Raw genomic sequence first — 13,152 nt, 5'->3', positions numbered from 1 at the left:
CAAAATATGCGGATCACCTGCCGCTCTATCGGCAGGCACAAATCTACAGCCGCCAAGGGATCGATCTGGATCGCTCGACCCTGGCCGCGTGGGTAGGCAAGTCGGCGTTCGAATTGACCCCGGTCTATGAGGCGCTCATGGCCGATCTGAAGCGCTCCACCAAGCTCTTCATGGACGAAACCCCTGCGCCAGTTCTGGCACCAGGGCGCAAACGCACAAAAACCGGATACTTCTGGGCCCTTGCCCGCGATGACCGAGCATGGGGCGGCGACGATCCTCCCGGAGTGGCGTTTACCTATGCGCCCGGTCGGTCAGGGCAGCATGCGGATAACATCTTGAGCGGCTTCAGCGGCACCCTGCAGGTTGATGGATACGCAGGCTATAACCGCTTGCTCAAACGCCCTACACAGGATGTGGTGCTGGCCTATTGCTGGGCACACGCGCGGCGAAAATTGCATGACGTCACCCAATCTGGCGCAGCTCCAATCGCGCAGGAGGGCCTGGCTCAAATCCAGGCACTCTACCGTATCGAAAAAGACCTGCGCGGCCTGCCTGCCGATCAACGGCACGCTGCACGACAGGACCGCTCAAAACCCATCATCGACGCCTTCGAGCTCTGGCTCGCCCAGAACCGCGCCCGCGTCTTGGCAAAATCGCCGACCGGAGAGGCCCTGAAATACATCGCTAAATACTGGGAAGGGTTATGCCGGTTCCTCGACGACAGTCGCATCGAACTGGATTCCAACGCCGTCGAGCGCACCATCCGTCCCATCGCCCTCAACCGCAAAAACGCGCTCTTCGCAGGCCATGATGCCGGAGCGCAAAACTGGGCCGTCATCGCATCCCTGATCGAGACCTGCAAACTCAACGGGATCAAGCCCCATGGCTATCTGTCCGGTGTCCTGAAAGCCATAGCAGGCGGGCACAAACAAACCGATATCAACCTGCTGCTGCCCTGGAACTACGTCAATCCGGTGTGAACGGCGCACCGCTTACTGAGTCGCGACCGCGTACTTAACATAATGGACCTTACGCGCTCGTAGCATGCTTTCCAAAGCGGACGCTCGATCCACGGCCGGCCAAGGCCCGGTTTGCGGGACTTCTCTGACGTTCAGCAATGTCCGCTTCTGCGGCGCTTGGCGGTTGATAGCTCACGATCTCCGTCGGTTTTCGGACTGCAAACCCAATTAGTCCTGACGGAAGATTGTCAGTCTTTCTCTTTCCTCGGCCCGAAATCTACCACTTTGTTCTTGCAGGAATTCATCGACGGCCTTCCTGCATCCTGACCAGTAATCGTAATCGTCGATAATTATTGCACCACCCACAGAGAGCTGAGAACTAACGACACTTAGTGTTTTCTCTACTGGCTCATACCAATCGCAATCTATATGCACGAATGCCACCGGCTCCTCTACTATGAGTGTGTCCCGAATATCACCTTGAATGAAATCAATGTTCTTGATCGATACGCCCACGCTAGCGTAGTTCTGTTTGACTTGGTTTAAGAGGTCGCTTTGATAGCCATAATAGTCTGGGAACTTCTGCTTATTTTCTTCGGAAATTATTTCACTATACCGGGTATGCGCATCCTCACCGTCTTGCTGTGTCGGCTCGGGTATCAAGCCATACATATCGAAGACTTTGAAAGCTCTGTTTTCTGGGCGAACAGCCGCAATCGCGATACTGGAGCCACCAAGCCCTGCGCCGCATTCGATGAATATGCCCGGCACATCAGAACGCGATATTTCGGAAACTAGCTCGCACATTTCAATCAGCGCTGAACGCCTTAGAAAAGTCAATTTTCGATCAACGATCTCATCAACAAGTTTGGAGTGTTCAGGCCTCATCCTACCCCCTATATTCTGATGGAGGCAGGTTTAGCATCAATGCCCTGTGCTTGCTTCCATCGCTCGATCTCTTCGTTAGGTATGTTTAGTCTAACGGAATAATCCGCAAGCATTGCAGACAGTTTCTCGGGTGCACGACTGTCTCTTGGCACCACAGGTAGACATGTGTCGGCACCGATCTCAGCTGCCCTATTGTCAACGGACAAGATTACAGATGGGATGTCCTTGCTGAGACAGTGAATTCCACAATGGAGCCGAGTTCCAACGTAGAGAGAGTTTTCGAGGCAATCCATGCTGTCGATGTTGCGGTCTAATAGGTTAAAACTGATACCTAGAGACTCAACGTACTGCACATCATGTAAGCCCTGCGGGTAAAGGTACAGCTTTCCATATGACCGGATTTTTTCGATCCAACTGCGATCTAGGTCGGGGCTCTTTTTATAGTCCGTTACGGTAAAGATGACACTATTGTTGCGAGAGGCTATTCCAGGGCAAGAATATGTTTCTTTCAGATCCCACATCGTCGGACACCCAGTATTGATCGAGTTAATGCCAATCTCGCTAAGCTTCAACTTGGTATAGTTGTCCCGCACAGAATGCATCAAATCGGCTTCAACAGGAAGGAGCCCAGATAACAGTTCCGCTGAAAAGCCGTTCGGCACCTCATCTTGATATTGCCGCCAGCCGACCCCCATCAAGCTAATTGGTTTTTGTATCCTCCTTAGTGCATCGAGAGAGATTACCCATTGTTGCTTCTCGTCCATACGAGAGTGGATCAGATTGGTACCGCCTATTAATACTAGATCGCAGACATTCAGTTGATCGATTTCATGCGGCTGAGGTATAGTTCCAGTGGAGACAAGAAATATCTCATGGTCAGAAAGAGCACGTTGGATATGGTGACCAATCATTTTGTCACCAAAGTTATCCTCTCTGAGGTGCCATGGAGCAAAGATGCCTATCTTCATTTTCACATTCCCGACTTGAGGTCTTCGTACTTCTCAACAATGCTCTTAAGACTTTGGAGAGAGGATGAAGACATGAGATCAATCACATTTTGTATGAGCCGCTGTCCGTTATTGGGATAGAGGAGTGGCTTCATGAGGTGAAAGTGGAAGTTTATGGCTGGCAGGCCGTAAAACATCAGTCCGCCTTTCTCATCGAGTGAAATATAGTCAAATCGGTGATCCGAAAATCCGTCCTTAAATCTCCACCAACCAATGTTGTAGTTGATTGGGAGCGTCAGGCATCGAAAAATTTTATAAATGAATTCAATAGGTTGCTGCTCGAAGTATGTTGATTTGTCTCTGTGCACAATACAATACTCATGCCACTTTTCTAGAAACTCAGGGTTCGACACTCCAAACATACCAGCATTGAATATCCCTACCCTCATTTCATTCGGCTTATCGTTCGTATAATGTGGGGTGAGCACTGCATCGACATCACTATCCTTTAGAAGTCGAAAAACATAATCATCAATTGGGTTGACGAACAGCATATCGGCATCAAGGTAAACCGCCCAGCCATTCTCGCTAAGTGCCGCCTTAGTGGCTGAGAACTTCGCAAGCATTAAATCATAGTGGTAGGATTTCATTGTTACATCGGTTACGCCGTGTGACAGCTTGCTGTCATCGGTTGAAAAAACCTCAACCACAGAGACGTTATCGAGGCTTCGGAGAACACTCTCTGTAGTCGAGTCTGCTACGACGCACCATTGGCAATCATGAAACAGCTCGATGGAATGCTTTAGTAGGAGAAATTCCGAAAGGGATTTCTTTGTAGCGATGGTGCTCAGAGAGAGGTTCACGTAAGGGCACTGCTTCAATAGTTTCGGACATACCACGCGACCTTGCCGTTGCGTGAGGGCCTAGTCAACTCAAGAAGGGCTGTACACGGGGTGTCGATCTATTGATGAATTCGAGCGATGGAACGCCCAGACTAATCTCTGTGGTGGCTGCCGTTCGCTGCAAGGTGACTAATCTACAGGTCGGGCTCTGAACGGGCGTTCGCGGCAAGTTGTCTGAAAGTCCGGTCTTGGCGTGCTCCGCCTGTCAGGTTTTCGCAGCTCCAGGATGGATCAAGGGAGAGGGGTGGACCGGGAGCAGGCCCGCGCCTCCCAGGAAAACAGCCCATGCTTGGGGTGGGGTGTGCCGGGTTTGACCGGTTTACCGGGTTTGCTGGCCCTAGCCCCGACTAACCTTGCAAGCCACAGCTAACCTGTTGTGTCAGCCAGACTACCCTGGGTTCCAACATCCGGAAGAGGCGGTAGGGTTAGGCGCGGCGGTCCCTACTAGTAGGGGATTAGTAGGGGATGTACGTCAAACGTTCTCTTGCGTCGTCCGACACCGTCCAAGATCGTGATGAAAATTAGTCAAGCAATCATAATGGGTTGTACGGCCTTAAGCGGCCTGGTCCGGTCACGTCCAACACATGGACGGCAAAATTCGTAATGATGGGGTCGGGGGTTCGAGTCCCTTCAGCGGCACCACAGTCAACACGCTACCGCATGCGACCTCGTGAGTGGTTTATATTTGGCCTACCGCCTTAGGCTACATGAAGCCGGTTTCGGACGGCGTTGATTCTCGCACCTGCACCTTTTTTATATCATCGCCACAAGCATTGCGTTTTCCACCGCAGGCGTCATTTGGCCCGGCCCATCAAAAATCGCCTCAAGGCGCTGCCTGGTGATGTCAGCCTCCGGATGCGTGACGTTATCAGCCAGATTTGCACTCATAGAAACGTTGAAATCATCATGGGAGAGTTGTTCGCCAATCACATCCTCATGTTCGTCTCAATACAGCATCAGCCCGCCCTGAGCGACCTGATACGCCAGACAAAAAAGCGCTCACCTCATAAGGTGCAACGCGAGTTTCCGCATCTCAAAAAGCGCTACCGGGGACGGCCGGATGAGGCAAAGGGCAATTTCCAACGACAACGGTGGGATGTTCGAAGGCATCCTACTTTAGTACCCTGAATACCACATCGCTGACTCTACCGGCACCAACCCATAGTAGTTGAATGGTTATGCAAAGAATAAGTAGGGGGCGGTGTTGGGCCGCCCCCGTTTGTTATTCTGCCGCGACCTGGGCCGAGCCTGCCTCGACCTTGACGGCGGAGAATTTGAATTCGGGGATTTTACCGTAGGGATCGACCGCCGAGTTGGTCAGGATATTCGCCGCCGCCTCGACATAAGCGAAGGGCAGGAACACCATGTCCGGCGCAATCGCGCGATCGGCGCGCGCCATGATCTGGATAGTGCCGCGTTTGGTGGTCAGTTGCACCATGCCGCCCGGCTCGACCCCGAGTTGGCGCAGGGTGGAGGGGTGCATCGAGCAATTGGCCTCGGGCTCGACCGCGTCCAGCACGGAGGATCGGCGGGTCATCGAGCCGGTGTGCCAGTGTTCAAGCTGCCGCCCGGTGGTCAGGATCATCGGGTATTCTGCATCCGGCACATCGTCGGGCGCAATCACGCTGGCGGGGGTAAAGCGCGCGCGACCCTCGGGGCGCGGAAAACCGTCGCCGAACACCACCGCCTTGCCCGGTTCATCGGGGCCATGGCAGGGGTAGGTCACGGCGTTTTCACGCTCGAGCCGCTCCCAGGTGATGTTGTTGAGTGAGCGCATGTTCTGCTTCATCTCGGCGAAGACATCGGCGGGGGATGCGTAATTCCAGTTGAGGCCGATCCGCTTGGCGAGCGCGGTGGTGATCGCCCAGTCTTCGCGTGCATCGCCGGGGGGCGGCAGGGCCGGGCGGCCCATTTGCACCTGGCGGTTGGTGTTGGTCACGGTGCCGGATTTCTCGGCAAAGGCCGAGGCGGGCAGGATCACATCGGCATAGTTCGCCGTTTCGGTAATAAAGATATCCTGCACCACCAGATGTTCGAGCTTGGCCAGGGCATCGCGGGCGTGTTCGACATCCGGATCGGACATGGCCGGGTTTTCGCCAAGGATATACATGCCGCGGGTGTTGCCCGCATGCACGTCATCCATGATCTCGGTGACGGTCAGGCCCTTTTCGGCGCTGAAGTCCTCTGATTGCCAAACCTCGGTAAAGGCGCGGCGCACGCCGTCGTCGGTGACGGTCTGATAATCGGGCAGGAACATCGGCACGAGGCCGGCGTCCGACGCGCCCTGAACGTTGTTCTGACCGCGCAGCGGATGCAGCCCGGTGCCGGGGCGCCCGACCTGACCGGTCATCAAGGCGAGGCTGATCAGGCAGCGGGAATTGTCGGTGCCGTGGATATGCTGGGAAATCCCCATACCCCAGAAGATCATCGCCGATTTGGCGCTGGCGAAGGTGCGGGCGACCTCGCGCAGGGTTTCGGCCGGGATGCCGCAGATACCTTCCATCGCCTCGGGCGAGAAATCGGCGAGGTGGGCTTTTTCGGCTTCCCAGTTCTCGGTGTAGGCGTCGATATATTGCTGATCATAGAGCCCCTCTTCGACGATCACATGCATGATCGCGTTGAGCATCGACACATCCGCACCGGGGCGGAATTGCAGCATATGGGTGGCAAAACGGCGCAGGCCGACGCCGCGCGGGTCCATCACGATCAACTTGCCGCCACGTTTGGTGAACTGTTTGAAATAGGTCGCCGCGACGGGGTGGTTCTCAATCGGGTTACAGCCGATGGCGATCGCCACATCGGCGTTTTCGATCTCGTTGAAGGTAGCGGTCACCGCACCCGAGCCGACGTTTTCAATCAGCGCTGCGACCGATGAGGCGTGGCAAAGACGCGTGCAGTGGTCGACGTTGTTGTGGCCAAACCCCTGACGGATGAATTTCTGGAAAAGATAGGCCTCTTCGTTGGTGCATTTGGCCGAGCCAAAGCCCGCGACCGACTTGCCGCCATGGGTATCCTTGAGCGCCTTGAGCTTGCCAGCCGCCAGATCAAGCGCCTCGTCCCATTCGGCCTCGCGGAAATATTCCTGCCAGTTGGAGGGATCGACGTTGAGCCCCTTGGCGGGGGCATCTTCGCGCCGGATCAGCGGCTTGGTCAGGCGGTGTTCGTGGTGGATATAGTCAAACCCGAACCGCCCCTTGACGCAAAGGCGGCCTTCGTTTGCCGGGCCATTGAGGCCCTCGACATACTTGACCTTGCCATCCTTGACCTTGAGGCTGATCTGGCAACCGACGCCGCAGAACGGGCAGATGCTCTTGGTTTCGCTGTCGAAATCGGCGCTGTCGCCCTGTTGGGCGTCATCCAGAACCGTGGCGGGCATAAGCGCGCCGGTCGGGCAGGCCTGAACGCATTCGCCACAGGCCACGCAGGTCGAGGCGCCCATCGGGTCGGCCATGTCGAAAGTCGGATAGGCATCATGGCCGCGTCCGGCCATGCCGATCACGTCGTTGACCTGAACCTCGCGGCAGGCGCGCACGCACAACCCGCAGGAAATGCAGGCATCAAGGTTAACGCGCATCGCCACATGGCTGTCGTCGAGAAGCGGAATGCGGCCCTCTTCGAGCTTGGGAAAGCGGCTCTGGCTGACGCCGTTTGCATCGGCCATGTCCCAGAGGTGGCTTGATTTGTCGCGGGCCTCGGCGCGCTCGGGCTGATCGGCGACGAGCATTTCGATGACCATCTTGCGGGCGTTTTCGGCGCGCGCGGAATTGGTGGTGACGACCATCCCGTCGCGGGCTTCGCGGATGCAGGACGCGACAAGCGTGCGCTCACCTTCGACCTCGACCATGCAGGCCCGACAGTTGCCATCCGGGCGATAGCCGGGGGCGGGCTTGTGGCAGAGGTGCGGAATGACCAGACCTCGGCCATTGGCAACTTCCCAGATGGTCAGACCGGCCTCGGCCTCGACCTGATTGCCATCAAGGGTGAATGTGATCCTGTCAGACATGCGCGTGTCTCCTTTGTTGGCGATGTTAGACCATGCGGCACAAAAAGTGAGTCTGCCAATCCCGACACCTCACCGCATTTTTACGCCACCGCTGGTTCAGAAGTTTCGTATCCGCAGCATGGCGAGCCAGATGAACGTTGTGCTGGCAGCCGTTTCAGGGGCTTTTGCAGTCTGGCGCGGCTCGGCTATCGTGCACCAGAGCGCGTGCAAAACGCTATGTGTCCCTTAGTTGGAGCCAGAGAATCATGATCATCGCCCTTGTGCAAATCCCGATGGGAGGGCCCAAACGGCCCGAGGCTGATGTGATCGCCCAATCGCTTGAGTCCACGAAGATCTTTCACAAGGTCAAAGGCCTGCGTCGGAAATACTATCTCAACAGCGAGGCGGGCGGCGGTGGCGTTTATGAATTCGCCACGCGCGCGGACGCCGAGGCCTGGTTCAACGCGGGCTGGGCCGACTGGATGGAGGGCCGCTTTGGGGTGCGCCCGACGCTGACGCTGTTTGAAAGCGCGGTCGTGCTGGATAACGAGGCGGGCAAGGTGCGGGTCAACGGATCAGCCGTGCCCGCCCCTTGGGGCGACGCGTCCTGAGGGTGGGCTCTCGAGACGTAGTTCATTCTGGCCATCACGGTCACGCGTCGTGCTTATGGCGTGATACTTGTCATTTCAGGCCGCGTTTTGGGTTAAATCAGGTTTCACACCGGACACATCTGCGCCATCTGTAAACCCGGCGCCGCGCGGTGCGTACGGTCCTGTCAGGATATGTTTACAGGCGCGTTTTTATGATCCGGCTGACCTTGCTCCGGAGAATTTCAACTATGTCTGACATCTCGCCCAAATTGAACCTACCCCTGATCGCGCCATCACAGGCATTGAAACATGTCACCCATAATGAGGCGCTTTTGCGGCTGGATGCGATCACCCAGCTAAGCGTTGAGGCCTTGGGGGTCACCACACCGCCAAATCCCCCCGTTGAGGGGGCCTGCTATGGACTGGGGCTTGCTGCACAGGGCGAGTGGGCTGGCCATGACGGCGACATTGCGCTGTTTTTCAACGCCGGCTGGCAGTTCCTGACGCCGCAACCGGGCTGGCGCGCGTGGGATATCTCGACGGCGCAGATCAAGGTGTTTACCGCAGGCCAGTGGCTGGCGATTGATCTGTCGCTCGACAATGTCGAGGGCGTGGGGATCAACAGCAGTTATGATGCGGTGAACCGTCTGGCGCTATCCTCAGAGGCGAGCCTGTTCAATCATGCGGGCGCAGGGCACCAGCTCAAGATCAACAAGGCCTCTGCTGCGGATACAGCATCCTTGTTGTTTCAGTCTGCCTTCAGCGGCCACGCCGAAATCGGACTGGCCGGTACTACGGATCTGGTCTTTAAGGTAAGCGATGACGGCAGCAATTTCACCACCGCCCTGTCGGCACGGGCGCAAGACGGGCTCGTAGAGGTGCCTTGCCTGCGCAGCGGCATGATCGTGATCGCCGCGAATGCTGTTGCCTCTCTCATTCCGCCCGGACCGGCCGGGATGGTTTTCATCTCACAGGTCAATCCGGGCCTGCCGCAGGTCACAAACAGCGGGATTTTCGCGTATGACACCGGGAGCGCGCCTGACCTCTTAACTTTGATCGCCGGAAGCGGTTTTGAAAACCTGGGTGTGACGTCACTCAGCGGCACAACGGGCCTTGCGGACAAAACCAGCATCGCGGTCCAGTCCGGCGCCATCCAGTTGGAAAACCGGTACACCGCGTCGGGCAATTACTCCTATACGTTCCTGAATACCTGAGGCGTGACGCACCCGCCGGTTTTTCCACTCTGACAGGCGGGTGCAGATGATCTCATTCCAAGCGGAAGTCGCTTTTGGACGACGGTTGCAGCATTCCCCCGGTCGGCATTGACCGCAGGCAGAATGACACGCGGTATTTCGAAAACCACCGAATTACCAGAGCGACCACAGAGCGCAAACGCTCTCCCCGACAAACCAGTGTAAATCGCGCACCCGGCACAAGACGCGCCGGTTTTGCCATCCCAATTCCATCATTTTTATCGAGCTACGCGCAATTTAGTCCAATTTTGCGGAGTCCACACCCTTGCACCGCTTGCAGGGTTACTTAGGCCTGCCTATATACGCCCAGAAACACGGGATAAGTCTTGTCTTGCTCCGTTACTCAACCGGGGATCTGATGCCGAAACGGGTCAGGCTTCCGCCACATCGCCTAAGTATGAAGGGATCGAACAAATGGCCAAAGTTATTGGTATTGACCTTGGAACCACGAACAGCTGCGTCGCCATCATGGATGGTAGCCAGGCGCGGGTGATTGAGAACTCTGAAGGCGCGCGCACAACGCCGTCTATTGTTGCGTTCACCGAGAACGAACGCCTTGTCGGCCAGCCCGCAAAACGCCAGGCCGTAACCAACCCCGAAAACACCGTGTTTGGCGTCAAGCGTCTGATCGGCCGTCGCGCCGATGATACCGACCTGGCCAAGGACAAGAAGAACATGCCGTTCAACGTCATTGATGGCGGCAACGGCGATGCATGGGTCGAGGCGCGCGGCGAGAAGTATTCGCCCAGCCAGATTTCGGCCTTCATCCTCGGGAAAATGAAAGAGACCGCCGAGAGCTATCTTGGCGAAGAGGTGACGCAGGCCGTCATCACTGTTCCGGCCTATTTCAACGACGCTCAGCGTCAGGCCACCAAGGACGCCGGCAAGATCGCCGGTCTAGAGGTGCTGCGCATTATCAACGAGCCGACCGCCGCCGCGCTTGCCTATGGTCTGGACAAGGAAAACACCCACACCATCGCGGTCTATGACCTTGGCGGTGGTACGTTCGACGTGACCATCCTTGAAATCGACGACGGCCTGTTCGAGGTGAAAGCCACCAATGGCGACACCTTCCTTGGCGGTGAAGATTTCGACATGCGCATCGTCAATTACCTCGCCGACGAGTTCAAGAAAGAGCACGGCGTTGACCTGACCAAGGACAAGATGGCGCTTCAGCGCCTGAAAGAAGCCGCCGAGAAAGCCAAGATCGAACTCTCCAGCAGCTCGCAAACCGAGATCAACCAGCCGTTCATCTCGATGGGCAGCGATGGTTCGCCGCTTCACATGGTCGTCAAACTGACCCGTGCCAAGCTTGAAAGCCTGGTCAACGACCTTATCAAGGCCTCGATGAAGCCTTGTGCCGCCGCTCTGAAAGACGCCGGCATGAAAGCTTCCGAGGTTGACGAGATCGTTCTTGTCGGCGGGATGACCCGGATGCCCAAAGTGGTTGAAGAAGTCACCAAATTCTTCGGCAAAGAGCCCCACAAGGGTGTGAACCCCGACGAAGTTGTCGCCATGGGTGCCGCCATTCAGGCCGGCGTTCTTCAGGGCGACGTCAAGGATGTGGTTCTGCTCGACGTGACACCGCTGTCGCTTGGCATCGAAACGCTTGGCGGTGTCTTTACCCGTCTGATCGACCGCAACACGACGATCCCGACGAACAAATCGCAAATCTTCTCGACCGCCGAAGACAATCAGTCGGCCGTGACGATCCGCGTGTTCCAGGGCGAGCGTGAGATGGCCGCAGACAACAAGATGCTGGGGCAGTTCAACCTTGAAAACATCCCGCCGTCACCGCGCGGCATGCCGCAGATCGAGGTCGGCTTTGACATCGACGCCAACGGCATTGTCTCGGTTCAGGCCAAGGACAAAGGCACCGGCAAAGAGCAAAAGATCACGATCCAGGCCTCTGGCGGTCTCAGTGACGAGGACATCGAAAAGATGGTCCGCGACGCCGAGGAGAACGCCGAGTCCGATAAGGCGCGCCGCGAGCTGGTCGAATCCAGAAACCAGGCCGAAAGCCTGATCGACTCGACCGAAAAATCGATGGAAGAGCATGCCGACAAGGTTGACCCGACCACGATCGAGGCAATCGAGCTTGCCATCGCGGCGCTCAAGGATGAGCTTGAAGGCGAAGACGCCGGCAAGATCAAATCCGGCATCCAGAACGTCACCGAAGCGGCGATGAAACTTGGCGAGGCGATCTATAAGTCGAGCCAGGAAGAGGCCGACGGAGAGCCCGCAGCCGCAGATCGTGCCGATGCTGGCGAAGATGACATCCTCGATGCCGACTTCGAGGATCTCGACGACAACAAACGCGCCTAAGGCACGTTAAGGATTGATCAGGGGCGGTCGGGCATTATGCCGGGCCGTACCCTGATGATCCGTCAAAAGGAGATCCCCGATGGCCAAACGTGACTATTACGAAGTGCTTGGGCTATCCAAGGGCGCCTCGGCGGAAGAGATCAAAAAGGCCTATCGCAAGAAGGCCAAGGAACTTCACCCCGACCGCAATTCCGACAACCCCGACTCTGAACGACAGTTCAAAGAGGCGGGCGAAGCCTATGATGCCCTGAAAGACCCCGACAAGAAAGCGGCCTATGACCGGTTTGGTCATGCCGCCTTTGAAGGGGGTATGGGCGGCCCGCGCCCCGGTGGCGGCATGGGTGGCGGCGGTCAGGGCGACTTTGCCAGCGCCTTTTCTGACGTGTTTGATGACCTCTTTGGTGATTTCATGGGTGGCGGCGGGCGTGCCGGCGGTGGCCGCCAGCGGGCCTCGCGCGGCTCTGACCTGCGCTATAACCTGCGTGTCACGCTGGAAGAGGCCTATTCTGGTTTGCAAAAGACGATCAAGGTGCCCACGGCCGTTGGTTGTGACGCCTGTAACGGCTCCGGCGCCGAGGGCGGCGGCGAGCCGACCACCTGCCCCACCTGTTCAGGCATGGGCAAAGTGCGCGCGCAACAGGGATTTTTCACCGTTGAACGGACCTGCCCCACCTGTGGCGGGTTGGGTCAGATCATCAAAAACCCCTGCAAATCCTGTCAGGGGCAAGGCCGCACCCAAAAGGAACGCGCCCTTAGCGTCAATATCCCCGCCGGCGTGGAAACCGGCACCCGCATCCGTCTTGCGGGTGAAGGTGAGGCCGGCATGCGCGGCGGTCCGTCGGGTGATCTTTACATCTTCATTGATGTCGCCAAACACGATCTGTTCGAGCGCGAAGAGGTCAATCTGTTCTGTCGCGTGCCCGTGTCGGTCATCAAGGCCGCGCTTGGCGGTGATATCGAGGTGCCCACCATCGACGGCGGGCGCAGCCGCGTGAAAATCCCCGCCGGAAGCCAATCCGGCCGCCAGATGCGTCTGCGCAGCAAGGGCATGCCCGCGCTGCGTGGCGGCGGTCACGGTGATATGTTCATCGAACTTGCCGTTGAAACGCCGGTGAACCTGACCAGCAAGCAAAAAGAGCTTTTGCGCGAGTTCGAGGCCTTGTCGGAAGACAATAACCCCGAAAGCAAAACCTTCTTTTCGTCAGTCAAAAACTTTTGGGACGCGATGAAAAGCTAAGCCCGAAAACCACAGCACGACCCTGAAAAGGTGCGCTTAGCGGCGCACCTTTTTCCTTTTGCACGCTCC

General features: G+C 57.0%; 10 protein-coding genes. 6 read left to right on the top strand and 4 right to left on the bottom strand.

The window, feature by feature from the left end; translation table 11 throughout:
• A partial coding sequence (gene tnpC, locus BUB78_RS07330) for an IS66 family transposase (RefSeq protein WP_139279275.1) occupies positions 1–980 on the top strand: 980 nt, incomplete at its 5' end.
• A 207-nt stretch (positions 981–1,187) separates the two neighbouring features.
• On the opposite strand, the gene BUB78_RS07325 is transcribed toward tnpC, so the two are convergent.
• From BUB78_RS07325 to BUB78_RS07315, 3 genes are read right to left on the bottom strand one after another with little or no spacing between them, the layout of a single operon-like run.
• Positions 1,188–1,847, bottom strand: coding sequence for a TylF/MycF/NovP-related O-methyltransferase (locus BUB78_RS07325; RefSeq protein WP_073196599.1), 660 nt, complete (start codon positions 1,845–1,847; stop codon positions 1,188–1,190).
• Between the two features lie 8 nt (positions 1,848–1,855).
• Positions 1,856–2,815 (bottom strand): polysaccharide pyruvyl transferase family protein, encoded by a 960-nt coding sequence (locus BUB78_RS07320; RefSeq protein ID WP_073196597.1) that lies wholly within the window; start codon positions 2,813–2,815, stop codon positions 1,856–1,858.
• Positions 2,816–2,817: 2 nt separating this feature from the next.
• Positions 2,818–3,657 (bottom strand): hypothetical protein, encoded by an 840-nt coding sequence (locus BUB78_RS07315; RefSeq protein WP_073196595.1) that lies wholly within the window; start codon positions 3,655–3,657, stop codon positions 2,818–2,820.
• A 768-nt stretch (positions 3,658–4,425) separates the two neighbouring features.
• Between BUB78_RS07315 and BUB78_RS21535 the strand changes: the two genes are divergently transcribed.
• Positions 4,426–4,824 (top strand): transposase, encoded by a 399-nt coding sequence (locus tag BUB78_RS21535; RefSeq protein ID WP_084732793.1) that lies wholly within the window; start codon positions 4,426–4,428, stop codon positions 4,822–4,824.
• A 94-nt stretch (positions 4,825–4,918) separates the two neighbouring features.
• Here the strand turns inward: BUB78_RS21535 and fdhF are convergent, their stop codons facing one another.
• On the bottom strand, positions 4,919–7,699 hold the full coding sequence (gene fdhF, locus BUB78_RS07305) for a formate dehydrogenase subunit alpha (protein ID WP_073196593.1): 2,781 nt from the start codon (positions 7,697–7,699) through the stop codon (positions 4,919–4,921).
• A 245-nt stretch (positions 7,700–7,944) separates the two neighbouring features.
• Here fdhF and BUB78_RS07300 point away from each other — a divergent pair, with 245 nt between their 5' ends.
• The 4 genes from BUB78_RS07300 (at position 7,945) to dnaJ (ending at position 13,083) form a co-directional block, all read left to right on the top strand.
• Positions 7,945–8,289 carry a hypothetical protein gene (locus BUB78_RS07300; protein WP_073196591.1) on the top strand — a complete coding sequence of 115 codons (345 nt, stop codon included), beginning with the start codon at positions 7,945–7,947 and terminating at the stop codon, positions 8,287–8,289.
• A gap of 227 nt (positions 8,290–8,516) precedes the next feature.
• Positions 8,517–9,482 (top strand): DUF2793 domain-containing protein, encoded by a 966-nt coding sequence (locus BUB78_RS07295; protein ID WP_073196589.1) that lies wholly within the window; start codon positions 8,517–8,519, stop codon positions 9,480–9,482.
• Between the two features lie 453 nt (positions 9,483–9,935).
• Positions 9,936–11,846, top strand: a complete 1,911-nt coding sequence (gene dnaK / locus BUB78_RS07290) for a molecular chaperone DnaK (protein ID WP_073196587.1) — start codon at positions 9,936–9,938, stop codon at positions 11,844–11,846.
• Between the two features lie 79 nt (positions 11,847–11,925).
• The gene (gene dnaJ / locus BUB78_RS07285; RefSeq protein ID WP_073196585.1) at positions 11,926–13,083 is read left to right on the top strand and encodes a molecular chaperone DnaJ; all 1,158 of its coding nucleotides are present in this window, start codon (positions 11,926–11,928) and stop codon (positions 13,081–13,083) included.
• Positions 13,084–13,152 lie beyond the last annotated feature (69 nt).

Source organism: Roseovarius marisflavi, assembly GCF_900142625.1.
Taxonomy (GTDB): domain Bacteria; phylum Pseudomonadota; class Alphaproteobacteria; order Rhodobacterales; family Rhodobacteraceae; genus Roseovarius; species Roseovarius marisflavi.
The sequence above is the reverse complement of the archived record's forward strand: the minus strand, read 5'-3'. Positions and strand labels throughout refer to the sequence as shown.

Bases quoted from the DNA above. Each gene is read 5' to 3' on its own strand.
- fdhF (WP_073196593.1), bottom strand. From the start codon at position 7,699: ATGTCTGACAGGATCACATTCACCCTTGATGGCAATCAGGTCGAGGCC.
- BUB78_RS07320 (WP_073196597.1), bottom strand. From the start codon at position 2,815: ATGAAGATAGGCATCTTTGCTCCATGGCACCTCAGAGAGGATAACTTT.
- dnaK (WP_073196587.1), top strand. From the start codon at position 9,936: ATGGCCAAAGTTATTGGTATTGACCTTGGAACCACGAACAGCTGCGTC.
- dnaJ (WP_073196585.1), top strand. From the start codon at position 11,926: ATGGCCAAACGTGACTATTACGAAGTGCTTGGGCTATCCAAGGGCGCC.
- BUB78_RS07300 (WP_073196591.1), top strand. From the start codon at position 7,945: ATGATCATCGCCCTTGTGCAAATCCCGATGGGAGGGCCCAAACGGCCC.
- BUB78_RS07295 (WP_073196589.1), top strand. From the start codon at position 8,517: ATGTCTGACATCTCGCCCAAATTGAACCTACCCCTGATCGCGCCATCA.
- BUB78_RS07325 (WP_073196599.1), bottom strand. From the start codon at position 1,847: ATGAGGCCTGAACACTCCAAACTTGTTGATGAGATCGTTGATCGAAAA.